This is a genomic window from Arthrobacter sp. E70 (genome assembly GCF_058266945.1).
The window spans coordinates 291,281-315,003 of record NZ_JBYQFR010000005.1 but is presented as its reverse complement, the minus strand read 5'-3'; the positions used below and the strand labels follow the sequence as shown (position 1 = coordinate 315,003).

Here is a 23,723-nt window from a genome sequence, read left to right as displayed (position 1 = left end):
CGCCACCCATATATCGGTAGCGTCATCCACTTTGTGGGTCGAAAATCCAGAACGGCGGTCGCCTGACCCGTTTCAGGCGGGTCTTTCGGCTCTGGAGGGCGGGCCGGGTCCGGACGACGATCAAACAAGACGATCAAACAGAGGGGTGGCCACCAGCAGGCAAGGAGGCCCTGAGATGCCCCATGCAGCAAGGTCGGGACTGCCGGCCGCGGCCGGTGAGGGGCGCCTGGTTTTCCTGGACGTCCTGAGGGTCCTGATCATCTCCATGGTGATCATCCACCACGCCGCGCAGGCCTACGGGCCCACCGGCGGCTTCTGGCCGGTGGAGGATGCCGCCACGAGCGACTGGTTCCGTCCGTTCTATACGGTGAACGCCGCCGTCGGCCTGGGGATGCTGTTCCTGATCGCCGGTTACTTCACGCCGGCCTCCTACGAGCGGAAGGGTCCGCGCCGGTTCCTGCGGGAGCGGTGGACCAGGATCGGCATCCCGCTGGTGGTCTTTGTGGTGTTGGTGAACATCCCGCTCGCCTACCTGGCCTCCGGGCGTCCCGAGCCCTGGGCATTCTTCAAAGGGCTTTATGGGACTGCATGGCAGGGCGCCTACTTCCACCTGTGGTTCCTGGGACACCTCCTCATCTACACGGCCGTTTATGCGCTGTGGGCCGGGCGCCGGCGATCACGCGCCGTGGCGGGACGCACAGCCGGCAGAGAAAGTGGTCTGTTGCCGCCACCGGGCAATGCTGCGCTCCTGGGTTTCGCGGTGGTCCTGATCCTGGCCACCTGGATCATCAGGTGGTGGTTTCCCGTTGACTCCTGGCTGCCGCTCTTCTTTGTGGTGCCCGCAGAGCCGGCGAATTTTGCGCAGTACGTGAGCCTGTTCGCGCTGGGCATCGTGGCCTACCGGAACCACTGGTTCACGCGCATCCCCAAAGCCGTTGGCCTGCTCTGGCTGGCGGTGGGTTTCCTTGCCACCGTAGCCATTTTCTCGCTCCAGGCGTTCAACCTGTGGTTCACCCTGACCGCAACCGGCGGGTTCGGCTGGCCTTCGCTGGTACGCGTCTCGCTGGAAACGCTGGTGTGCATCGGCCTGTCCGTGGGACTGATGGTGCTGTTCCGCGAGGTGTTCCACCGGAGCTGGCGGCTGCTGGCAGCGATGGCGACGGCCAGTTACGCGGCCTACATCCTCCACGTCTACATCGTGGTGGGATTGCAGGTGGCCATTCTCCAGTGCCCATGGCCCGCAGGAGTGAAGTTCCTCGCGGTGGCGGTGGCGGGCGTGGCCCTGTCGTTCGGGATCGGCCACTTTTCACGCACCGTGCCCGGGCTTGGCCTGGTGCTGGGTACCCGGAAGGACCGGCCGCCGGCCGCCGGCGGTACGTCCGCGGCGCACCCCGCTTAGGGCAGGCCCCCGCCCAGCAACCCATCCACTCCCAGCAGGTAGTCCAGCTGCGCTGACTGATGCGCCTCGAAGGCCCTGTCCGCGTTGGCCTTCGTGCTGGCGATGCGGGGTATGTCCAGGCTGGCATTGCAGCCGCGGCAGCGGATCTCGTCCGTCCACACCCAGCTGTAGGCGGGGTGGCTTTCCTGTACTCGTTGCATCGCTGTGGTGATTACTTCCGTCTTGGCCGCAAAATGCGCCGCGTCCCCGTCGCTGAGGCCGCTGCCAATTTCGACGTCGATGCTCATCGTGCCTCTTCCGTTGTGCCCCGGATGGTGCACCTGACAGTAGCGGGTGATGTGCGGGGAAGGAACGACCCCCGGGTTACGGTTCTGCAACCGTTCCCTCACCTCCCAAAGTGGAACGTACGACGGCGGGCGCGCGCCGCCGTCGTACGCCTCCTTCCGGAGGGGGGCACCGGCAGTAACGCCGCAGTAACGGCCGATGTGCGCAAATGCGAAAATGCCCACCAGGCACCAGGAGCAGCAGTGAACCCGGGCAGGCCTCCGGCACGGTGGCCGGACACGCAGCCCAGCCGCGCGTGGACAGCGCGGCGGGCGGCCCGCTCCGGTGCCGCCGGTGGGAAGGGGCCTGCGGCAGCCACCACGGGGGCGGACCTCAGCCACACAATAGTTCAGTGGTTTGCGATTATCGCGCCCCTCAGCACGGTGGCCACGGCGCTGGCACTCTGGTTCAGCTGGACCATGACGGCCACCCGCACCGCCTATTTCGGGATAGACCAAAGCATCCTCGAGTACTCCACGGTCGACTATCTTCTGCGCAGCGCCGACGCGATCATTGTCCCCGCCATCTCCACCCTGCTCATCACCCTTGCATGCATCGGCATTCACGCCTTGACGGCCAGCATCATCGGCAGGCCCGGCCTTTACCGGTACCTTCTCGTCGCGGCGTGGACCATCCTCTGCGCCGGCGTCCTGATCACCGGGCTCGGCGTGTGGGTGATGTTCGAGGAACCGCCGTTCGCCACCCCGTTCCTCTTCGAACCCGCGGCCCTGGGCAGCGGCGTCGCGGTGAGCGCCTACGCCTTCTGGGTGCTCCGCAGGCTGGCCACGTCCGACGCCGGAACGCTCAGGCGCCCCCCGACGTGGGAAAAGCTCGGCTACGTGTGCGCTGTGCTGCTGGTGGTCCTGGCACTGTTCTGGGCCTGCGCCCTGTATGCGGGGGCACTGGGGACCGGCAGGTCCCGGGAATATGCCCGCGAGCTGGCGAAACGCCCCTCCGTGGTGGTTTACAGCGTCCAGTCGCTGGCTCTCGCCAGCCCGGTCCGCGAGGACAGGATTTCCGATCCGGACGCTAAATTCCACTTCAAATACACGGGACTGAAATTCGTCACCAGGAGCGCGGACAAGTTCTTCCTCCTTCCCGAAGGCTGGCGGCGCGATACCGGGGTGGCGATCATTCTGGACGACAATCCGGAATACCGGGTGGAATTTCTTCCGGGAGGCTGAAAATGCGATATCCAGCAATAGGAAAATGCATTGCCTGCCTTCTTGGCCTGGGCGTCCTGTCGTCCTGCACGGGCACTCCAGGCGGTGCGGGAGGCACGGGGAGCGCCCGGACCGAAGACATCCCAGTCGTTGAGAACCGGGTGCGGATCGGTGAGGAGAACTGGATTGTCCAGGCCGGACAGGCGGGCCCCCTCGCCGAAGCCGGCACGGTGGAGTCGATAGAAGTCACCAACGGCACCGGTTCCGACGTGACCGTGCCCGACGCCGGCATCAACAACACCGCTTTCCGGGTAATCTTCAACGGCTGTACCGGCATCCTGAAACCCGGCGAAACCTGCATTGTCCGCGGGGAATGGACCGCCACCAAGGTGCGGGAGGCAAACCTGGAAGTATCCGTCGCCGCGCCGGACGCTGCGAAGGCACGGCCCACAAAGGGCATTTCAGTTCCGCTGGGGATGGCTGCAGGGATCGCCCCCGAGGCCACCCTGCCACCTACCACAAGTTCGACGGCGGAGCCCTCGCCGTCGGTCTCGACGTCGCCACCCGCGCCCACGCCGTCGGGAAGTTCCGGGACGGCAACACCGCCACCTTCGACGCCGCCACCCCTCAAACCCCCTGCCGGACCTGCTGTTGGCCCACCCCTCAAGCCCCTGGTCCCAACCCTGAAGTAAACCCCGGGCCCCTATGACACTCTTTTACCGCTATAGGAGAGCGTGCTATCTCCTATGGAAAAGGGGAGAGAGCTTATTGACAGCGCCGTTCGTACTGTGGATCCTCATTCATACCTCCTCCATGTTTTTGACAAATCGGAAATCAGGTTTCGATGGGCACGGTCGATAATGGGGAACTAAAACTGGACTTACTTCGGTCCTGGCGGCTCCGCCGGGACGATGTGACCCTTCACGTTGCCACGCGCCAGCAGCGGCTCATTGCATCCCTGGCCATCCGGGGACCGAGCCTGCGGGCCCATCTCAGCGGCCTGTTGTGGCCGGAGTTCCCTGACGCCAGGGCCCTGGAAAGCCTGCGGGTCAGTGTGCACCTGATTTCCCGCGAGGTGCCGGGGCTGATCGTCAACGGCGGGGCAACGCTGTCGCTTGACGAGCGGGTTGAGGTGGACGTGCAGCGGATCCGCTCCCAGATCCAGGCACTGCAGGACGACCGGTACAGCGGAAGCCCCGCCTCCCTGCTGCGTGAGCTGCGCGACGCTGAGCTCCTTCCTGGCTGGTACGAGGACTGGGTGGTTTTCGCCCAGAACCGCCTCACGGAGGACCGCCTCCAGGCCCTGGCCCTCGTGGCACGGAAGTCCCTTGCCGCCGGCGACCCCGAAACAGCGACGGAGGCTGCACGCGCCACCCTGGAAATCGAGCCGCTGTACGAGGGCGCTGTGTCCTTCCTCATCGAAGGCGAGCTCCAGCGTGGAAATCCGGGGGCAGCGATTCGCGCCTACGAGCGGTACCGGGAGCAGCTGGAGACGGACATGGGCCTGCAGCCGTCCGCCTCCCTCACCGGCCTTGTGGCCGACCTGCTGGACCGGCAGACGGCGGCAGAACATCCCGTGGCAGACCGCATCGTCACCGCCGCCGGTTCCCTGCTGGGCGTTCGGCCGGCGTTCCGCCCCCTCTAAGCCGTACGCTCTGGGCAGTAACGCCGCCGTAACGGCACCCGTGGTGCACTCTCCGCATGGGAAATGCCTTTCACGACGGCCGCCTGCCGGTGATCTACGTCCGGGGGTTCGCCGGCACCGGCTCCGCCGTCAACAGCGCTGTTGACGATCCCTTCTACGGCTTCAGCCAGGGGTCCGTCCATGTCCGCGCCGACGGCAGCGGACGGGCAAGATTCCACCAGTTCGAGTCCCCGATGCTGCGCCTGGTGGCGGACCACCAGTACGAGGTGCCGGTCCACGGGGACCAGCTGGCGTTCCTCAACAGTGTGGACGCCGGCTCGGTGAATCCGGCATCGATCTGGATCCACCGCTTCTACGACGACGCGGCGGACACCTTCGACGCGGACCCCGAAAACTTCTCGTTCGAGGAAGCGGCACGGGACCTGTTCAGCATGATCAAACTCGTGCTGGAAAAGACCGGAGCGCCGAAGGTCTTCCTGGTGGCGCACTCCATGGGCGGGCTCATCTGCCGCTCCCTGCTGCAGCGGGTGATCCCGGAAAGCCTGGCCGGCGACGGCGGGATCGACCCCGCCGCGGGGGCCAAATACGTTGCCCGGGTCTTCACGTATGCCACCCCCCACGGCGGCATCAAATTCGCCGTCGGGTTCGGCCTGCTCGAGAGGCTGCGGGATGCCACCCGGCTCCAGGGGGCCGATATCTTCGGACCCGACCGGATGTACGACTACCTCACGCCGCCGGCGCTCCGGGGCACCCTGACGCGTGAAAATTTCCGGGCCACCGAGATGCCTGAGGACGGCTTCCCCCTGGAGAACCTGTTCTGCCTGGTGGGTTCCAACCCCGAGGACTACGACGTGGCCCTGGGCCTGTCCTCCAAAGCGGTGGGTGCCCGCAGCGACGGGCTGGTCCAGATCGACAACGCGGCCGTCAAGGGCGCGGTGGTGGCAGTGGTGCACCGCAGCCACAGCGGACGCTACGGCATCGTCAACTCCGAGGAGGGCTACCAGAACCTCCAGCGGTTCCTGTTCGCCGACCTCAAAGTCGAGGTGGAACTGGTGGGCTTCACCGTGGGCAAGTCCTTTCCGCCGGAGGTGGAGTTCCAGCTGGACGTGGGCCTGGCCATCCGGGGGCTGCCGGTCCTGGTCCACGAACAGACTGCCGCCCACTACTGCCCGGTGCAGATCGAGCACTGGAAGGACGGGGACCCCATCGACTCGCCGGTCCCGCTGTTGACCACGTTCCTTTCCTCCACGGCACCGCGGCCGCTCCTGAACGGGAAGGTGGTGCCCCGCCTCCGCCAGGCCCTTAAGCTCAGGCTGATGTCCATCACGGAAAAGGACGGACACTTCTTCTTCGCCGACCACCTGGAACAGACGGAGGACTGGCAGGACACCCTGCTGGTGGAAATCGAGCCGCCTTCAGCGGACCGGCCCCTGCCCAAGGCCTGGGCCGCGTGGAACAGCACCATCCCCAGTGCCCTGCGCGACTGGTCTGCCGGCGATGAGGACCTGCTGAAGGACTCCGACCCTACGCCGAACCGCTGGCAGGGATTCATTCCCGTTCCCGAGGTGTCCAGGCACCTTCTCGGCACCAACGCAGGCCTGCGCCTCACGGTCACGCCCAGGCCGCTGGCCCTCTGAAACCCACGCACCATCCTTCAACCCGCAGCAAAGGAGACCTGAAATGATCGACCCGAATTCCTTCCCCACGTCCGAGAGTTCGTCCGGGCCCGTCCCGGCGGCGGACTATTCGGGGGCCGAGACCACCGGCCGGTTCATCGTGGTCTTTGCCAGGGACGCCGCCAGCCCGTCCTCCATGCTGGAATCGGCAGGCCTGGCCAACGTGGCGGACTCGCGGGACTTCCAGGACCGCGAAGTGGATGTTTCGGAAACCAGCGGTGCGGACGCCACGTACTTCAGCTCCCTGGGCATCGCCGTGGTGTCGGCAGCCCCGGAGCAGATCGGCGCGCTGCAGACCACCGAGGCGGTGGAGAACGCAGTACTGTCCGTCTCGCCGGAACTGATCCACCACGTCCTCCCGGCGGGTCCCACAGCGGCCCCCACTGAGTACGTCAGGGGCTACCGCGATGCAGTCCTGGACCTGGATACCCGCCTGAACGGCAACGGCCAGGGCACCGGGGCGGCGGCGCCAACGGTGCCGATCTTCCAGGACACCGCCCAGTTCACGTGGGGTCTGCAGGCGGTCCAGGCCACCTCGTCCCAGTACTCGGGGCGCGGGATCAAGGTGGCGGTCCTGGACACCGGTTTCGATGCAACCCACCCTGACTTCGCCGGACGCAACATCACCACCCGCTCCTTCGTCCAAGGGGAGGGCCCCGAGGACGGACACGGGCACGGCACGCACTGCATCGGCACCTCCTGCGGCTCCAAGTCCCCCTCCACCGGGCCACGGTACGGCGTGGCCTACGAGGCTGACATCTTCGCCGGCAAGGTGCTGGGCAACTCCGGTTCCGGCAGCGACGCCGGCATCCTGGCCGGGATTGACTGGGCGCTGACCAGCGGCTGCCACATCATCTCCATGTCCCTCGGGGCCGACGTCCCGCAGGTCCACCCGCCGTACGTGGCGGCAGGCAAGCGGGCACTGGACGCCGGCACGCTGATCATCGCCGCCGCCGGAAACAACGCCCGCCGCCTCCAAGGCAACTTCGGCTTCGTCGGCACCCCGGCCAACAGCCCGTTCATCATGGCGGTGGGCGCTTTGGACCACCAGCTGGACGTCGCCTTCTTCTCCGCGCGCAGCCTGCCAATCCGCGGCGGGCAGGTGGACGTTGCCGGCCCCGGCTGGCAGGTCTACTCGTCCTGGCCCATGCCCACCCGGTACCGGAGCATCAGCGGCACCAGCATGGCCACCCCGCACGCCGCCGGCGTTGCCGCCCTCTGGGCGCAGGCCACCGGCTTCCGCGGACGCGAACTCTGGTCCTCGCTGGTCCAGGAATGCGACCGGCTCATTGCGCCGTCGCTGGACGTTGGCTCCGGCCTGGTCATCGCCCCGGTGTAGGACGGCCGCCCCGGTGTAGGGAACCGCCTGCCCAACACAGAAACCGCCTGCTACGCGATGAGGGATAACCTGAGGAATGGTCAACATCAATGTAACGGTGCACCAGGAATACCTGTCCGCCATCGCCGATGTCGCGGACGCGCTGCGCGCCCGCGGCATGCAGGTGGAACAGGTCCTGGAGATGGGGTTCATTTCCGGCTCCGCCCCCGATGACAGCCTGGAGGCCCTGAAGTCCGTGAGCGGAGTGGAGTCCGTGGATGAGGAGCTGGGCTACCAGCTCCCGCCCCCGGACGAAGACATCCAGTAAGCATTCACCACTGGATGTCCGAGGTATCCTCCAGCGGCCGCCTGTCGCCGACCGCCTCGGGGACGGCGAAGGTGTCCGCCTGCCGCAGCGCATCGGCGAACTGCAGGACGGTCCGCGCCTCGATTTCGCTCACGGCAACCTGGAACACGCGGAACTCGTCGAGCTCAAGCGCTTCGAGCTGGTCGAGGTTCTGGGTCAGCAGGAAGCCCCTGGCCTTGAGCTGCCCGTGCTCCACGAACGCGATGATTTTCCAGTACTCGCGCGGCAGGGGAATTCCCCGGTAGACGTGGTCACCGTCCTGCAGCACCGGTCCGCCGAACACGCTGACTTTCAGGTTGTCAACGTCCACGTCCTCGAACACCGCGTCCTCGAGCCGCCCCCAGACCCCGTTCTTGCTGCTCTGGTTGAAGTCCTCCAACTGCGGGGTGATGTTGGTGAAGTAGAACGAGTCCTTGTTCGCCCGGCCGGCCTCGTCCGCCGCTCCCCACACCAGGTCGGCCCGCCGTGCCAAATGGCCGCGGTCCACCCGGTTGCCGCGGTAAAGCTCGTCGCCGACCTGGACGCCGACAGGGAGACGCGGGTCCTTGATGAAGCTGATTCCGGACCGGCTGAGTTTCTGCAGGCTGCCGCCGTCGATATTCCACGCCACCCAGCGGGCAAACCGCCGTGACGTGCTGAGGCAGAGCGAGAAGTGGGTGTACGGGATGATGTCCGAGCCGCCGAAGCGGACCCCGTCGGTGTTCACGGCGGCACCGAGCGTGGGCAGGGCAACGGGCTGGCCGAGGAAGTCGCTCAGGAACCCCTCGGGAACAACCTCTTCGGCCTCGGGAGCCGCCGGCGGGCGCAGGGTGATTTCCAGCTTCTCGAACACGGATTGCGGCAGGCAGGCCAGGGCGTGCTCGTCCGGGCTGTCCCCTGATTCCCCGCCGAAGTGCAGCCCCGCCAGGACGGTGGTGAGCTCGCCGGAGGGGGTCTTGAAAATCCAGGCCGACCCCGAGTCCCCGCCGCGGCTGATTTCCCCGTCCACGGAGGGGTTGGCCGGGTCCGGGCCGATTTCGAAGCCGCCGATGGTGTGCATCCCCGCAGCGCCGTAAAAGAGCTTGGCGATCACGTCCACCCGCCGCACCACCCCGTGGGTCACGCCCGTGGTGCGGCCGCTCTTGACCACCTTGTCGCCGATCTCCGGTTCCCCGAGCTGGTCCGGCGTCACGTCCAGCGACTGGATGGCCGTGGTGAAACCGCGGTCCGTGATGGTTGCCACCGCACAGTCACCCGCGACGCCCAGGTGGGAGCGCACCAGCCGGCCCAGCCCGTTGGCGTTGACCCGGTTGTCGTCGTGCGGGCCCGGCTGGACCACCACGTCGCCAAGGGCACCGGTATCGCCGTGCAGGACGTGCCAGTTGCTGAGGACCAGCGGCGTTCCGTCGTGCCGGTCGTACACGATGCAGGCGATGGTGCCGGCGCTGGAGTGGATGTTGCCCACGCTGACTCCCGGCCGGATGGGGTCCAGCCGGACTTTGGTGGGCGGGGGCTCAACCTCTGCCACTGCCCGGAACGAGGGACGGTAGTCCCGCTCGATCACATCGGTTTGTACCGGGATCCCGTTCACCATGATGGTGTCCGGTATGGGCTTGGTGTTGAGGGACTCCAGGGCCTCCGGGGCCACTTTCTCGCCTACGGTGAACTGGAGCGAGATCTCGCCGGTCGGCTTCCCGTCCACCACCTTGTGGCCCACCCCGATCGAGGTGATGTTGGGGTCTTCGAGGTAGGCGGCGCCCTTGGTCCTGATGAACTGCCGCAGCGAGGCCAGCATCTGGTCGTTGTCGCTGGCTGCTTCGGCACTGCTTGCTTCGGGGCTGCTTGCTCCGGGGAGAGGGCGGTCGGTGGTGTCCATGCCTTGTCCATTTCCTGGGTGTGGTGCTCTTACTGCCTGGCCGCTGCGGGCGGCCTTGGGTATTTCCGGGGTGACGTACGACGGCGGCCCAGCCCCGCCGTCGTACGCTGCAGTTCCCTGCCACGCGCCTCAGGCGCTGGCAGCCATGCCCCGGTCCGGCATCGCGTCCGATGCGCGTTCCTTGCCCGGGCCGCCGGAATCTCCCGCCGGTTCCCCGGCCGGAGGTTCCTCCATTGACCCGGCAGGCATCTCCGCTGCTGCCGGCTGCTGGTGGCCGTTGGTTGTCAGGCTCTCGGCCATGGTCCCGGCGGGCATCTCCACCGTCTGCGGGACCACGGCTGCGGCCGCTTCCTCCGCGCCCGTCTCTTCGGCTGCCTCTTCGGCTGCCTCTTCGGCGGCGGCAGCCTCGGTGGATTCTCCGGTCAGGAAGGGACTGTTCTGCCACCTGTGCCAGAGGGCGTTGTCCGTGCCGCGGACGAAGGCCTCCAGGCGGCCGTCGGCGTTGCTCCCCACCGTGATGTTGGAGGTGAGGATGCCGCCCAGGGAGGCCCAGCCGGTCCAGCCGCTGTTCGGGGCTGTCTGCCAGATGTGCCACAGCGCGTTGTCGGTGCCCCTGACGAAGGCCTCCAGCCGGCCGCTCGCGTTCCGGCCCACGGCGATATCGGAGGTGAGGATGCCGCCCAGGGAGGCCCAGCCGGTCCAGCCGCTGTTCGGGGCTGTCTGCCATTTGTGCCAGAGGGCGTTGTCGGTGCCGCGGACGAAGACCTCGAGGCGTCCGTCCGCGTTGGTGCCGGTGGTGATGTTGGAGGTGAGGATGCCGCCCAGGGAGGCCCAGGCGGACCAGCCGCTGTTGGGGGCTGTCTGCCATTTGTGCCAGAGGGCGTTGTCGGTGCCGCGGGCGAAGATTTCGAGGCGGCCGTCCTTGTTCCTGCCCACGGCAATCTCGGACGTGATCACCCCGCCCAGGGACGCCCAGCCGGACCAGTTGCCGTTCGGCGCCGTCTGCCATTTGTGCCATACCGCGCCGTCCGTGCCCCTGGCGAAGACTTCGAGCCGGCCGTCGGCGTTGCGCCCGGTGGCGGCGGGGCCGGTGATGCTGCCGCCCAGGTAGGCCCAGCCGGCCCAGTTTCCGTTGGGCGTGCTTTGCCACCGGTGCCACAGGGCGTTGTCAGTGCCGCGGGCGAAGATCTCCAGCCGGCCGTCCTGGTTGTTGGCCACCGCAATCTCGGTGGTGATGACGCCGCCCAGGGAGGCCCAGCCGGCCCAGTTGCCGTTGGGGGCCGTCTGCCACCGGTGCCAGACAGCGCCATCGGTGCCCCGGGCAAAAGCTTCCAGCCGCCCGTCCTTGTTGTTGCCCACGGCGATGTCCGAGGTGATGACGCCGCCCAAGGAGTTCCACCCGGACCATGGCTGGGGCGCGGCCGGGTACAGGGCCCGGAACCCGTCGAGGTCGTCCTGGGTGAGTGCGCGTTTGGTGAAGTTGGAGGACACGGTGGGTGCCATCACCGAGCCGGCAACGCTGGAGTGCGCCAGCCCCACAATGTGGCCGAATTCGTGCAGCGCCACGGTTTCGATGTCGAAGGCGTTGGCCACGGCGCCGACGCTCCAGACGTGTTCGCTGTCGTCGAAGTGGACCGGCTTGGGGAGGGTGTTGGTGATGACGCTGCAGCCGGGCGGGAAATCGGCGTGGGCCAGGACGCCGCCCACCATCGAATGGTCCGGGTCTGCCGCGGGGCGCCAGCCGATGCGGACGTCCGGGCTGGAGCCGACGGCGACTTCGGTGAAGGTCAGTCCGCCCACTGTCTGCCAGGTCTGGACGGCCCGCCGGACGGCGTCGAATTCGGCGGTCCCGGCGACGTCGTCGGTGCCGGTGTCGAAGGCGAACGTCAGGGTCCGGTCCACCCACGCGCACGCGGTGGCGAAGTCGAGGTCGCCGCCGCGCTTGTCCGGGAGCCCGCAGCGGGGCCGCATCATCGCTTCCCGGGTGGCGTCGTCGAACACGCCGGTGACCGGGAGGTTGAAGAACTCCTGGAAGCTTCTCAGGGCCCCGGCGGTGGGATCGTCCAGGACGCCGACGTCCCTGGCGGCGGACGGCCCCAGGTAGCCGAAGCGCTCGAGGTAGTTTTGCACCTTGCTGAAGCCCGGGTTGCTCTCGCCCGGGCCGGTGTTCTGGACGGCGGCGAGGAACGGCGCCGCGGAGTACAGTTCTTCAGTCATTGGATTCTCCTTGATCTGTCCGGATGCTTCGCAGGATCCGCAGGGCGACGTCCCGTGGGGCGCCAGCTGGTTGATGGACGACGGCGGTGGCCCGCCCCGGGATGGTGACGGCAACGGTGCGGGTGCCCTCCTCTTCGAACAGGACGAAGTCTGCGGTGGAGCTGCCGACCGCTTCCTGCCAGTGTTCGAAGCCGGGCTTGGTTCCATAGCGTGTGAGGGGGTCGGCGAAGGGGCTGGCATCAACGGTCAGCCGCATGCCGGCACCTTCGAGGAGGGCCCCGCTGCCCTCGATGGCGGCCTCGCCCGAGGGAAGAAGCTGGGCCGGGACGTCCAGGGCCAGGCCCGCCACCCGGACCGAACTCCAGGGCTGACTCATCTCACGGGCCTCACGATCACACCGGCCTCACACACGGGGGAACCACAGGTAGAGTCGATCAGACCCGCGTTACTGGGCCGTTACTGCCCGCGCTGTTACTGCCCGCGCCGTTTCTGCCGCCCCTGGCAGGCAGTGTGCGGCCGGTAGGATGTGCCGGGTGACGAGGAACGGCGGGCGCCCCATGGCGCGGGGGTGGATCAAGTACGCTGCCCTCTTTGTTTTGGCAGTCGCGGCGTTCGGGGTGGCAGCGCTCGCCTTGATGGGCCCGCCCGCAGCAGATGAAGCTGCGCCGGTGCGCCCTATACCGGCCACGGCTACTGCGTCGCTGCCGCCCACGGCCACTCCCAGTGCTACGGCCACCACTACTGCTGCCGCTACTACTACCGCCACTGCCACGGCTTCGGCCCCGCCGGTGCGGATCGAATTGCCGGCGCAGCCCGTGCTTCTGATCCTGGGAGATTCGTACACATTCGGGGACGGTGCAGCCCGGCCGGACCAGGGATGGGCGTACCTCGTTGCGGGGGAGCTCGGTTATCCCGCCACCATCGACGGAGTGGGCGGTACCGGGTTCGCCTGGGGTGGCGGGGCCCGTGACGAGCTGGGCGGCGAGTACGAGACCCGGTTGCGGAAGATCTCAGCGAACCCGGCGTTCGTGCCCAACGTCCTGGTCCTTCAGGGCGGACAGAACGATGCCCAGCTTGGTAACCCGGATGAGGTCCGGGTTGCCACCACGCAGACCATTGAGGCGGCCCGCCGGTTCTGGCCGGGGGTGCAGGTGGTGGTGATGGGGCCGTCGGCGCCCCAGCCCCTCGCCGAGGAACTGCGGGCCGTGAACACGGCCGTCCGGGCCGGTGCCGCGGCAGCCAATGCTCCGTTTATCGATCCGATCGACGCCGGCTGGTTCACCACGGCCAACAGCCCGGGCTTCGACTTCGACGGCGCCCATCCCAACAGCGCCGGCCATGCGTACATCGCCGGCAAGTTTCTGGAATCCTGGGCCGCCCTGACCCGGTAGGTGGCGGTCGTTTTCGACGCGCAAAGTAATTCCCGACTCCCAAATAGGTACGCGCTACCGATATATGGGCCGCGACAGCCCCTTTGCGTGTCGAAAACGCGGGGTGGCCCTGCTGTCCCTAAACCGGTCTTTATTGCCGAAGCCGGGTGCCGGCGTCGTGGGCTGTACATGGGGGCCGATGGCTTGTTGTGGATCGACGCTGACCCGCTTGGCCTCCGCCATCGGCCCCTGGTCTGTATGGAATGTGGAAGCGCTTGGCGGCGCCGTTGCGTGACGCCGCCAAGCGGTTGAGACCATCGGTTTTATCCGACGTAGGCCCGGGTGACTGGGACCCAGATTCCCAGGTGCATCTCGTGCGCTCCGTGCCTTCATGCATCACTGTGGAGGTCCTCGCTCAACAACAGCGCCAGTTACGGTCAAGAATTCATCAAGACTCGCCAAATTCATCACACGGGGCCGCTGTCCTTTCCCGCGGCCTTGCCCGCGCCACATTTTGCATCCCACCAATCGCTGACCTGCCCGGTCGGCGGGAGAGGGGGATAATCAGGGTTATCGGGTATAGGGAATGCCCTGTTGAGGAGCGCGGGTGACCGAAAAGGTGCAGGCTGCGGGCGCGGGCGTGCTGGCCGCAGCAGAGGCGGAATTGTTCAAGGCGCTGGCCCATCCTGCCCGCGCCCGGGTGCTGGGCGTGCTTGTCGCCGGCCCGGCCACAGTGCCCGAGTTGTGCGATGCCACGGGGTTGAAGCCGTCCCATTTGGCAGGCCACCTCACCCAACTGCGTGCCCAGCATCTGGTCACGGGAACCCGCTCGGGAGGGCGGCTGTTTTACGGGTTGTCCTTTCCCGAGGTAGCGCGGATCCTGTCCGCGGCCGATTCGGTCCTGGCTGTCCGGGCGGGGGCAGCGGCCGGCGGCCTCGCCGGGACGGGCGCGACGGCAGTGCCCCACGCGGCGGAGGAAGTCACGGGCACGTTTCCGGCGGACCTCCTTCCGACCCTGGAGCAGTCCGTGCAGGCCCGGGCGCTGGTGGACAAAGCGGTGGAATCCCTGAGCCTCCGTACAGGGAGCAGCCCGGATGCCGTCCACGCTGCGCTGCTGGCCGAGGCCCGCAGGAGGGATGAAACTCTTACCCAAGTGGCCCGCGACTCTCTGGGCGCGCCTGACTGACGCTTACCCTTGACACCCTGCCCAGACGGAGGCAAGACTGGAAATTGATGAATTGATCAATTAATCGTTTCGTGTTTCCTTCGGCTTTGGGGGGCCTCTGGTGCGCAAGTCCCAGAGAGCGAACGTTGTGGAAGGCGGAGAATGTCGCAGTCCACACTCAGGGGTTGTGAAACAGGGCGAAAAGGGGGCAGGAACAAAGGCGTTCCTGCCCCCTTTTCCATTGCCTGAGCTTTCCATTGCCCGAGCTTTCCATTGCCCCGGGCGCAGCCGCTGTTAGGCCTCGAAGTGGGTGGCCGTCTTCTTGTCTCCGGACAACCGCTCGATAATCTTTTGCGCGACTGTGTGGAGTTTCATGTTTTGGTTGTTGGACGCCCGGATGAGGAATTGATAGGCCTGCTCCTGCGAGCAATGGTTCTGGGCCATGATCATTCCGCACGCGAGGTCAATTTCTGTGCGGCTGTCCAACGCCGAGCGCAGTTCCTCCGCGAGCCGTTCAGCGGCGGCGACCCGCTGGGTAAGGCCCAGGGCCAGTCCCGCGATCCGCGTGAAAGCCACCGCCTGGACGGCTGTCGCCTTTGTGAATACCCCCGTGGCTGGGGCGAAGAAATTCAAGGAGGCTGATGCGGCACTACCGAGGTTGATGGGGGCAGCCAAGGCGCTGTGGTTGCCGGCAGCGGCCAGGCGGGCGGAGTACTGGGGCCAGCGCCTGTCACTGGCGGTATCCGCCAGCAGAACCACGCTCTGGCTGCGGAGGGCTTCCTGGCTGGGACCCTGGTCCAGGTCCTGCTCGATGCGATCCAGCAAGACTGCCTGGCGGCTGCTGCCCGCGATGGTGAACGCGCGCTCACGCTGCTTCAATGTGACGGCGCAGGCAACCGGCACGTCAGCTGCAAGGCTCAAAAAGGCGGCAGCATGACCCGTAATTCCATCCAGAAGGGCCTTGATCTCCGCACTGTCAAGAATGAACTGGTGGAGTAGCCGGAAGTCCCTGTTCTGCGCGCCTCTGTCCACACACTCATGCTAGGAGCACGCTTCAATGAATAACAGTGGGTGCAGCGGGCGGAGCGGTCAGTTTGCGCCCAGGCCCTCGTCGTCTGCCCTTGGGTAGATGTCCTGGCTGTAGCTGGCGCGGCGTCCGTCCACGCCAAGGGCGTTCAGGGATTCGTTCAGGGCATGCGCCAGCAGGTCACGTTCAAGGACGGGAAAGCTCAGCGCGCCATGGACATAGGCCTGGACCTCGGTGAGGCCCGCTTTTCCCCCGATACCGAAATACTTGATCCAAATCTGTTCGAGGTTCAGCGGCGCTGCCTCAAACGCCAGCCGGAAACCTAGGCGCTGCTCGTCCTCGTCCCCTGGGACAGCCATGGTTCACCCCCGGTCATCATCGAGGCCGCCCGCAGACTCGATGATTTCTTCCGCCACTTCCTGCAGCGTCCGGTTCTCGTTCAGTGCCCTGGTCATCAGGTGAAGCATCGCGTTGTGGTGTCCCATCCGCTGCTCGGCCATCACGATGCCTTTTGCGGTGCTGATGGCGTCGCGCTGGGCCAGCGTTGTTTTGAGCTGCTCGCTCAGCATCCGCCCCCGTTCGCGGGCCTGCACGTTAGCCAGGAAGATCGAGGCCTGGGCCGCGAACAGTTCCAGCAGCCGGACCAGCCGGTGCGTTGCCGCGTTGGGCTTTGCCCAGTAAATCTTGATCGCGCCAAAAGCAAGGTCACCGGACAGCAGGGGAACACTGACGCACGAGCGCAAGCCCAGCCGGTCCGCCGCAAGGCCCCATTCCGGCCACCGAAGGTCTGTCCGGACATCCGCAATGTTCACCGGGTTTCCCGTGGCCCACGCGCTAAGGCACGGGCCCTCCCCGAGCTCGTATTGAATTGCGTCCGCCTGTTCCACAATCCTGCCGGTGGATGCGGTGCTGCTTCTGTGACCGTTCGTGTCGATCAGGGACACGCCGGCGCCCGCCGCGTTATCCACGGCCAAAACGGCGGCGTCAGTAATGAGTTTCAGGGCGTGGTCCACCGTCTCCTCGGTCAGGAGCACGTTGGAAAGCCGCGCAAACACTGCGGCCAGCTCATTGGCCAGCGGCAATTCAGTATCCATCACCGCTCCATTCCGGGCGTTCCCGCCTGTGGTAGCCCAACTGTTTCTTTCCATTATCCCAGCAGACATACCCTACACATTCCATCCTCCGGGGATGGCCTCCACGGTAGGCACGCTGCGTCGATTCAAGGCCAGAGGCAGTCGAAGGAAATCCCGCACCGTCGCTTGTCACGTACCCCTTTTGGGTCGCGTTCAACTGGCGCATGCCCGCCGTCTCAGTTACCGCAGCCCACCTCATGTGCCGTAGCCTTGTAGCGATTACCGGTCTCACAAAAAGGTCAGAACCTTGGCAAACACTGCTTCGCAGGAACCCACGCTCGGCACGCTCGAAAACATCGGCTGGACCAGCCTGTCCATCGGCATCGCGGCCGTGCTGCTTCCGGCGATCGGCCTCAAGGCCCTGTCGAAGGCCGTCTTCCCCAAGGCCTTCAAGCCTGCGCCAGCCGAGGAACGCCACTACCTCATCCAGTAAGGCCGCCGCCGGGGGCCGTGTGCCGCCGTCGTCGTGGCAAGTTTTTTGCCCAACCCTCTTCACCGGGGCGGCCCGGGCTATTAAAGTGGTGTGCGTCATAGTCCGGATGGGCGCCGGGGGCGTCCGGGAAGGGGGAGTGCATCACCACTGACCATTGCCAGAAGACAAATGACCACTACGTTGAAAGCCCCTCCTAGGAGGGGCTTTCCCCATGTCCGGGTTACGTAATTCCGCAGTTAGCTGAGCTCTGCGCAGATGTCCCGTTGGGTACCCGACTGCTGGTCGATGCCCTCGTACAAGGTGTAGTTGCTGTCCGTGACGAAGGTGACGAGCCCGGTGTAAAGGATGGTGGACGGACCGCCGACATCAACCTTGTCGAACAACAGGACCAGGTTTGCACCCGAAAGCGACCACTGAATCTCGCCGGTTTCAATGTTCGTGGCAGTCCTCGTGACCGAGCCCTTCGTGCCGAATGTCACAGATTCTCCGGTATCGGCATTCGTTACCGTGATGGTGGTCCCCTTGCCAGCCACAATCGTGTAGATGATGCCGTCCTTGATCCGCGTCATGCGGACGTCCTGGGTGCCGCCAGTCGAACTGATAGTGACGTCGAAGCCGTCACAAGCAGGGTATGAAGGTGGCGGCGGGGCCGCCTGAACTGATTGTGGGGCAATCAGCGCAACTGCTGCCAGCAGTGCCGTCAGCAGCAGGCGCGACAAAGCTTTCTTCATTTTGGTTCTCCATTTGCCTCAAGAAGTGCGTGTTGGGCCGGCGCACCACCAGATGTGGGGGAGGAGACCATTCGCCGTGCTGAGTCCGGGATGTGCCCTGTGTTCAGCACCGCGGTGGGCGCTGAGTGACGTTCATGGCCGGGATGACGGGGCCACGCATCAGCCTATGCAGTAATGGCGGCAGGAGGAGGGCCTAAAGTCCCGGATAAGCCCCCTCTATTTCCAAGGTACCTCCCCGCGGGGGCCTTGCCGCAAGGCCCCCTGGCCCCCGCATACTTGCAGGCGGAAAGCGGAACGAAGCGGGGGCATATATGCACGACGTGGTGATCGTGGGGAGCGGGCCCACCGGCCTGATGCTCGCCGGTGAGCTGAAGCTGGCGGGGGTGGACGCCGCGGTGCTCGAACGGCGGGACACCCAGGAGCTGGCGGGCTCGCGCGGCGGCGGAATCCACTCCCGCAGCATCGAACTGCTGGACCAGCGCGGCATCGCCGACCGGTTCCTCGCCGCGGGCAAGACCGTGCAGACCGCAACGTTCGGCAGCACGCAGCTTGACCTGTCCGGCCTGCCCACGCGCCACCCGTACACGCTGGCGCTGTTCCAGAACCACATCGAGCGGCTGCTCCTGGAATGGGTAGAGGAACTGGGCGTGCACATCAGCCGCGGCGCGGAGGTCACCGGGGTTGCAGCGGACGACGACGGCGTGGACGTGCAGCGTGCATCCGGCGGCCCCGTGCGCGGCCGCTACGTTGTAGGCGCCGACGGCGGCCGCAGTCTAGTCCGGCGTTCCGCCGGCATCGCCTTCACGGGCCCGGACGCGACCCGCAGCAGCCTCATTGCCGAGGCCAAGGCGGCAGGGGAGCCCGCGCAGCAGGGAAAAGTGGACGCCCGCGGTGTCCACGGACTCTATCCGATGGGGGACGGCACGGTCCGGGTCGTGGTGACCGAGGCCGTGCTGGGTCCCGCCACCGAACCCACGCTCGAGGACCTGCGCCGGGAGCTGGTGGAAGTGTTCGGCACGGACTTCGGCGTGCACAGCCCCACCTGGCTCTCGCGGTTCACCGACGCCACCCGCCAGGCCGAGGCCTATCGGAAAGGCCGCATCCTGCTGGCCGGAGACGCGGCGCACGTCCACTCGCCCACGGGCGGGCTGGGCATCGGCCTGGGGCTGCAGGACGCCGTCAACCTCGGCTGGAAGCTTGCGCAGGTGGTCCGCGGCACCGCAGGGCAGGAGCTGCTGGACACCTACCATGCCGAGCGCCACCCCGCCGGGGCCCGGGCGCTCAAGTACACCATGGCGCAGTCTCTCTTCCAGAAGGCCGACCCCCGGCAGGAAGCACTGCGCGACCTGCTGGACGAGGTGCTCGGCGTCGACGGCGCCGGCACGCCCATCGCGGCGCTGGTCACCGGGCTGGACGTGGCGTACGGGCCGGACGGAGGCCACCCGCTCCTCGGCCGCCGCATGCCGGACCTGGACCTCACCACCGCCGCCGGTCCCGCACGCGTCTTCGAACTGCTGCACCACGCCCGGCCCGTCCTGATCGAGTTCGGCGGCCCGGCACTGGACCTGGGTCCCTGGGCCGGCAGGGTCGGGCACCTTGAAGCCACGTACGACGGCGGGTGGCAGCTTCCGGTGCTGGGCGCCGTGGCGGCGCCCACCGCCGTCGTGGTCCGGCCCGACGGCTACGTGGCATGGGTGGGCGAGGGCTCCGCCGGGGGTCTCAGCGAAGCCCTCGCCACTTGGTTTGGGGCCGGCGCCGTGAACCCACCGCCGGGCTAAACCGGGGCGGCCAGGGACGCCGATGGTTCCGGGTTCACGGGCGCGGCCCCGACGGCGTTCCCTACTTCGCTGCCGATGCCGAAGCGCCGGGCTCCAGCGTGTACTGCTTGGGCAGCTTCAGCGACCGCTCAGCCATGACCTCGCGCAGCCGGTTGGGGTAGTCGGTGATGAGGCCGTCAACGCCCGCGTCCATCAAGGCGCCCATGGTGGGCTTGTCATCCACGGTCCAGGGGATGACCTGCATGCCCTTAGCGTGGGCGCGCGTCACCATGTCGGCCGTCACGTAGGGGACGTACCCGGGGTCGGTGACCTTGCCGTTCTGCGGGGTTCCGTGGACCGGGGAGATGGCGTCGAAGCCCAGGGACGCCGCGGCGTCCACCAGGTCCCCACCGAAGTCGTCGGAGTCGATGCCGCCCAGCCAAGGCGACTTGCCGGGCTGTCCAGCCTGCAGGAAGTCCTTGTTGGTCAGTGCCACGGTGCGCATGCCCGGCTGGCGTTCCTTCACCAGGCGCAGGGCACCCCAGTCAAAGCTCTGGATGGAGACCCGCTCGGCCATGTTCGCTGCGTTGATCTCGCGCAGCGCAACGTCAACGAACTGTTCCCTCGGAGCGGTCTGCTCCGGGGCCCCTGCCTCGACCTTGGTCTCGATGTTGAACTTCACCTGGCTGGCCCGGTACTGCTTGGCCAGGTCGAACACCTCGGCAAGGGTGGGCATCTTGGCGCCCGGGGACGCCTTCTGGCCGGGGAACTGCGGCAGCGTCAGGGAACCGCAGTCCAGGCTGCGGACCTGCTCGAACGTAAGGTCCTTGATGTACTTGCCGACGTAGGGGAATGAGGGGTCACCGGGCGTGACGGGGGCGGTGTCCTTGCACTTCTTGTCGCTGATCTTGCGGTCGTGGGTGATGACTTCCCGGCCGTCCTTGGTGATCTGCAGGTCCAGCTCGAGGGTGGAGACCCCCGTCTCGATTCCCTTCGCGAAGGAAGCCAGGGTGGACTCCACGGTCAGGCCCAGGCCGCCGCGGTGCGCCTGCAGGTCAAAGTGGTTCTGGGTGCCGTTGGGGTTGGTGTCGGCGGCATGTGCCGGGAGGGATGTTCCCAAGGCCATGCCGGCGCACACGGCGGCTGCGGTCAGCAGCTTTGCATACTTCATCAGATTGTCTCCAGGTTGGGGAGGGAGGGGGCCCGGTTGGGCCCTCGCCACTGTTCCCACCTGCGGAAACGGCCCGGCGAAGGCCCGGCAGACTCTTCATGGCCGGGAAGTGAACGGCGGATGCGGTCTTTCGAGGGGCGGTTTCCAATTTAGGGACCGGGGTTACGGCGGGTGTGCGGTACCGCCACCTGGCGTTCACCTCAGTGCCGGAAGCGGTTAATTACCAACAAGTAACTTGGCGCCGTCTTGTGCAGACCCCAACCTGAGAGGCTCCCCATGGGCTCGTCCACCACCCGCCACATCCTCACGGCCGCCGCCGCCGTCATCCTGGCTGCGTCAGCAGTCGGCGGCACCGCCGCCGCCCAGGCAGCAGGTGGCAACAGCCGCCCCGTCGCCAGCCAGGACCCACGCGTCCACCACGAAACGGATACCGCGCTCGCCGACGCGTTCAACGCCGTCGACCGCAACACTGCCTGGCAGCAGACCTCCAAGCTGAAACTCAACTTCCCCACGTACCACACCGAGGGAATCGCCTACAGCCAGGACCACATCTTCCTCTCGGCAGTCCAGATCACCGAACCCACCGTGAAGTATCCCGCCCCGCAGGACGGGTACGACCGCACGGCCGGCAAGGGCGTCGGGCACCTGTTCGTCATGGACAAGGCCGGTAACCTGCAGAAGGACATCATCCTGGGCGAAGGCGACATGTACCACCCGGGCGGCATCGACTTCGACGGCACCAACGTCTGGGTCCCTGTCGCACAGTACCGGCCGAACAGCAGCGCCATCATCTACAAGGTCGATGCGGCCACCCTGGACGTCCACAAGCAGTTCGAGGTCAAGGACCACTTCGGCGGCATCGTCCTGGACAAGCAGACCGGCCACCTGGTGGGCAACACCTGGGGCTCACGGCGGTTCGCCGAATGGGACCTCCAGGGCAAGGAGCTGGCCACCTGGGAGAACCCGAACTACTTCATCGACTACCAGGACTGCCAGTACGTCCCCAACGCCAAAATGCTCTGCGCCGGCGTGACCAACCTTCCGCAGACCCCGGCAGCCGGCGGCACGGCGGCCACCTATGAACTGGGCGGGATGGCGCTGATCGACCTGAAGTCCCACGAAGTGGCCCGCGAGGTCCCGTTCCAGCAGTGGTCCGCTGCCGGGCATGTGGCCACGCGCAACCCGTTCAAAATGACGGCCGACGGCGGGCATCTCACCATGACGGTGGCCCCCGACAACGGCGAGGAAGGCAACGGCACCGAAATCCTCACGTACGAAGCCGACGTGGCTCCGCGGCGGTAGCACCCAACTGGCACCAATAGCAGATTGTGGCAAGAGAAGATAGGGCCTTTGGGGCTGTCGGTCCCGGAAGTGTTCCTGTTAAACTGGCCCGGGTCAGGCAGACGGCCTCTGGATGCCGTCGTCGGAGCCTCTTCCCGCCGCCACTGCCGCAGCAAGCAACCCTTACCCGGCGCGCATCCGCCTTCCAAGCCGACGCGGATGCGGCCCAAGGGACTTGCCTTTTTCGGGGGTGGGCCGCATCCCGTCTTCCACTCCGGGGGCCAGCAGCGTGGCTGGCCCCCGGACCCAATGTGGCGCTCGCTGTCAGGGTCGTCCCGGGCTCCGCCCAGCGCAGTTATGGAAACGTTATATATGCTGGTTGAGTGGTTCTTAGGTCAAGCAGTGGAAATTTGTCAGTTTCGGAACGCCCGGCAGTACCCCAAAATTCGCTCATGTCCGGGCGGAAGCACGCCCTGGACGGGCTTCGCACCGTCGCAGTCGCCGGCGTCTTCCTCTTCCATACGGCCACCGATCTGGTGCCCGGCGGGTCGATCGGCGTGGACGTGTTTTTCACCCTCAGCGGCTTCGTCATCACCCTGCTGATCATGAAGGAGCGGCTCGCCACAGGCCGGCTGAACCTGCGCATCTTCTACGCCAAGCGCCTGGCCCGGCTCTGGCCCGCCCTGCTGTTCCTCTGCGCGGTGATCCTCGCCGTCGGCCTCGTTTTCCCGGCCTCCGGCTGGGGCGGACAGGCGGGCTTCATCCTGCCCGCGGCCGCCTACGTCATGAACCTGGCGCACTTTGGCGCATTCGGACAGTCCATCCAGGGGGAAACCCTCGGCCCCACCTGGACCCTCGCCGTCGAAGAGCAGTTCTACCTGGTCTGGCCCCTGCTCCTGCTGGCCATGCTCCGGTTCTGGAAGATCCGCACCGTCGCGTCCGCCACGTTGGCGTTGGCCGCGGCCTTCCTGCTGGAACGGTTCCTGCTGGTCATGTCCGGCGCGCCGCTGAACCGCCTGTACAACGGGCCGGACACCCGTGCGGACGAGCTCCTGATCGGCTGCGCCCTCGCGCTCCTGTTTACTGCCCTCCGCGAAGGCTCGCGCCTGCACCGCACCCTGCAGTGGATCGCCGCCTGGGGTGCACCGCTCGCGGCCGTTACCCTGGTGGCCGCGGTGTTCCTGTTCAAGGAACCGGAGGCCTCGAATAGCTGGTTCAACACCTTCTGGACCTTCGGGCCCACCGTCCTGGCCCTGCTGGCGGCGCTGTTGATCGGTTCGCTGGTCCTGCAGCCGGCAGGCTTCATGGCACGTATCCTCAGCCATCCGTGGCTCGCCCGCCCCGGCCGCGACCTCTCCTACGGCATGTACCTCTGGCACATTCCGGTGTACCTCCTGCTGATGCGCCTCGTCCCGGACCTGCCCCTGCGCATCGCACTCTCCGCCGCCCTGACCGTGCTGGTGGCGTACGCTTCCTTCCGCCTGGTGGAGCTGCCGCTCCGCCGCTGGGCGAACAAGAAGCTGGACTCCCCGGTCGTACCTCACGCCACCGAGCGTGCAAAGGCGCCGGCGGCAGTTTCCGGGTAAGCGAGCCGGAACACTGCCTGCTTGATAAGGGCCTTCCGGCATCTGAGAGCCTTCCGGCTTATGGACCGCGAAGGCCGCCCGCAATGTCAGACCCTCCCCTGATGA

The 23,723-nt window shown here is 66.7% G+C and carries 22 protein-coding genes; 13 read left to right on the top strand and 9 right to left on the bottom strand.

The features are described from left to right. Nucleotides 1-175: 175 nt before the first annotated feature. Nucleotides 176-1,399 carry an acyltransferase family protein gene (locus AC3IMC_RS08790; protein WP_490918078.1) on the top strand — a complete coding sequence of 408 codons (1,224 nt, stop codon included), beginning with the start codon at nt 176-178 and terminating at the stop codon, nt 1,397-1,399. On the opposite strand, the gene AC3IMC_RS08785 is transcribed toward AC3IMC_RS08790, so the two are convergent. After that, the gene (locus AC3IMC_RS08785) at nt 1,396-1,686 is read right to left on the bottom strand and encodes a hypothetical protein (RefSeq protein ID WP_490918077.1); all 291 of its coding nucleotides are present in this window, start codon (nt 1,684-1,686) and stop codon (nt 1,396-1,398) included. The two genes, AC3IMC_RS08790 and AC3IMC_RS08785, sit on opposite strands and share 4 nt — an antisense overlap. Before the next feature lie 240 nt (nt 1,687-1,926). Here AC3IMC_RS08785 and AC3IMC_RS08780 point away from each other — a divergent pair, with 240 nt between their 5' ends. From AC3IMC_RS08780 to AC3IMC_RS08755, 6 genes are all read left to right on the top strand, one after another. Next, nucleotides 1,927-2,907: a hypothetical protein gene (locus AC3IMC_RS08780; RefSeq protein ID WP_490918076.1), complete on the top strand. Its 981-nt coding sequence runs from the start codon at nt 1,927-1,929 to the stop codon at nt 2,905-2,907. A gap of 2 nt (nt 2,908-2,909) precedes the next feature. Beyond that, on the top strand, nt 2,910-3,578 hold the full coding sequence (locus tag AC3IMC_RS08775; protein WP_490918074.1) for a hypothetical protein: 669 nt from the start codon (nt 2,910-2,912) through the stop codon (nt 3,576-3,578). A gap of 221 nt (nt 3,579-3,799) precedes the next feature. Beyond that, complete coding sequence (locus AC3IMC_RS08770; protein ID WP_490918073.1) at nt 3,800-4,531, top strand: AfsR/SARP family transcriptional regulator; 732 nt, start codon at nt 3,800-3,802, stop codon at nt 4,529-4,531. A gap of 56 nt (nt 4,532-4,587) precedes the next feature. Then, nucleotides 4,588-6,168, top strand: coding sequence for an esterase/lipase family protein (locus AC3IMC_RS08765; RefSeq protein ID WP_490918072.1), 1,581 nt, complete (start codon nt 4,588-4,590; stop codon nt 6,166-6,168). A gap of 43 nt (nt 6,169-6,211) precedes the next feature. Then, nucleotides 6,212-7,546, top strand: coding sequence for a S8 family serine peptidase (locus AC3IMC_RS08760; RefSeq protein ID WP_490918071.1), 1,335 nt, complete (start codon nt 6,212-6,214; stop codon nt 7,544-7,546). A 76-nt stretch (nt 7,547-7,622) separates the two neighbouring features. Next, nucleotides 7,623-7,853, top strand: a complete 231-nt coding sequence (locus AC3IMC_RS08755; protein WP_490918070.1) for a hypothetical protein — start codon at nt 7,623-7,625, stop codon at nt 7,851-7,853. Between the two features lie 4 nt (nt 7,854-7,857). Here AC3IMC_RS08755 and AC3IMC_RS08750 read toward each other — a convergent pair whose 3' ends face one another. From AC3IMC_RS08750 to AC3IMC_RS08740, 3 genes are all read right to left on the bottom strand, one after another. Beyond that, nucleotides 7,858-9,747: a DNA/RNA non-specific endonuclease gene (locus AC3IMC_RS08750; RefSeq protein WP_490918069.1), complete on the bottom strand. Its 1,890-nt coding sequence runs from the start codon at nt 9,745-9,747 to the stop codon at nt 7,858-7,860. 129 nt (nt 9,748-9,876) lie between these two features. Then, nucleotides 9,877-11,964: a DUF8189 domain-containing protein gene (locus AC3IMC_RS08745; RefSeq protein ID WP_490918068.1), complete on the bottom strand. Its 2,088-nt coding sequence runs from the start codon at nt 11,962-11,964 to the stop codon at nt 9,877-9,879. After that, entirely contained in the window at nt 11,957-12,340 is a 384-nt protein-coding gene (locus tag AC3IMC_RS08740) for a hypothetical protein (RefSeq protein WP_490918066.1), read from the bottom strand. Before AC3IMC_RS08740 ends, AC3IMC_RS08745 begins: the two co-directional genes overlap by 8 nt. A gap of 157 nt (nt 12,341-12,497) precedes the next feature. Here AC3IMC_RS08740 and AC3IMC_RS08735 point away from each other — a divergent pair, with 157 nt between their 5' ends. After that, nucleotides 12,498-13,355 carry an SGNH/GDSL hydrolase family protein gene (locus AC3IMC_RS08735; RefSeq protein WP_490918065.1) on the top strand — a complete coding sequence of 286 codons (858 nt, stop codon included), beginning with the start codon at nt 12,498-12,500 and terminating at the stop codon, nt 13,353-13,355. Nucleotides 13,356-13,941: 586 nt separating this feature from the next. Further along, nucleotides 13,942-14,520: a metalloregulator ArsR/SmtB family transcription factor gene (locus AC3IMC_RS08730; RefSeq protein ID WP_490918064.1), complete on the top strand. Its 579-nt coding sequence runs from the start codon at nt 13,942-13,944 to the stop codon at nt 14,518-14,520. Nucleotides 14,521-14,793: 273 nt separating this feature from the next. On the opposite strand, the gene AC3IMC_RS08725 is transcribed toward AC3IMC_RS08730, so the two are convergent. The 3 genes from AC3IMC_RS08725 to AC3IMC_RS08715 are packed head-to-tail and all read right to left on the bottom strand — an operon-like array spanning nt 14,794 to nt 16,620. After that, a complete protein-coding gene (locus AC3IMC_RS08725) occupies nt 14,794-15,531 on the bottom strand; it encodes an ANTAR domain-containing protein (RefSeq protein WP_490918062.1) in 738 nt (245 codons plus the stop codon). A 57-nt stretch (nt 15,532-15,588) separates the two neighbouring features. Beyond that, the gene (locus tag AC3IMC_RS08720) at nt 15,589-15,885 is read right to left on the bottom strand and encodes a hypothetical protein (protein WP_490918060.1); all 297 of its coding nucleotides are present in this window, start codon (nt 15,883-15,885) and stop codon (nt 15,589-15,591) included. 3 nt (nt 15,886-15,888) lie between these two features. Beyond that, on the bottom strand, nt 15,889-16,620 hold the full coding sequence (locus AC3IMC_RS08715; RefSeq protein ID WP_490918059.1) for a GAF domain-containing protein: 732 nt from the start codon (nt 16,618-16,620) through the stop codon (nt 15,889-15,891). A 286-nt stretch (nt 16,621-16,906) separates the two neighbouring features. Between AC3IMC_RS08715 and AC3IMC_RS08710 the strand changes: the two genes are divergently transcribed. Then, nucleotides 16,907-17,092: a hypothetical protein gene (locus AC3IMC_RS08710; protein WP_490918058.1), complete on the top strand. Its 186-nt coding sequence runs from the start codon at nt 16,907-16,909 to the stop codon at nt 17,090-17,092. Between the two features lie 236 nt (nt 17,093-17,328). Here AC3IMC_RS08710 and AC3IMC_RS08705 read toward each other — a convergent pair whose 3' ends face one another. Continuing rightward, complete coding sequence (locus AC3IMC_RS08705) at nt 17,329-17,823, bottom strand: hypothetical protein (RefSeq protein WP_490918056.1); 495 nt, start codon at nt 17,821-17,823, stop codon at nt 17,329-17,331. Nucleotides 17,824-18,134: 311 nt separating this feature from the next. Here AC3IMC_RS08705 and AC3IMC_RS08700 point away from each other — a divergent pair, with 311 nt between their 5' ends. Beyond that, nucleotides 18,135-19,601, top strand: coding sequence for an FAD-dependent monooxygenase (locus tag AC3IMC_RS08700; protein ID WP_490918055.1), 1,467 nt, complete (start codon nt 18,135-18,137; stop codon nt 19,599-19,601). A 61-nt stretch (nt 19,602-19,662) separates the two neighbouring features. Here the strand turns inward: AC3IMC_RS08700 and AC3IMC_RS08695 are convergent, their stop codons facing one another. Further along, nucleotides 19,663-20,751: a glycerophosphodiester phosphodiesterase gene (locus tag AC3IMC_RS08695; RefSeq protein WP_490918053.1), complete on the bottom strand. Its 1,089-nt coding sequence runs from the start codon at nt 20,749-20,751 to the stop codon at nt 19,663-19,665. 276 nt (nt 20,752-21,027) lie between these two features. Here AC3IMC_RS08695 and AC3IMC_RS08690 point away from each other — a divergent pair, with 276 nt between their 5' ends. Both AC3IMC_RS08690 and AC3IMC_RS08685 read left to right on the top strand, forming a co-directional pair. Further along, nucleotides 21,028-22,053: a DUF6454 family protein gene (locus tag AC3IMC_RS08690; RefSeq protein ID WP_490918052.1), complete on the top strand. Its 1,026-nt coding sequence runs from the start codon at nt 21,028-21,030 to the stop codon at nt 22,051-22,053. 431 nt (nt 22,054-22,484) lie between these two features. Then, complete coding sequence (locus tag AC3IMC_RS08685) at nt 22,485-23,618, top strand: acyltransferase family protein (RefSeq protein ID WP_490918050.1); 1,134 nt, start codon at nt 22,485-22,487, stop codon at nt 23,616-23,618. Nucleotides 23,619-23,723: the final 105 nt, after the last annotated feature.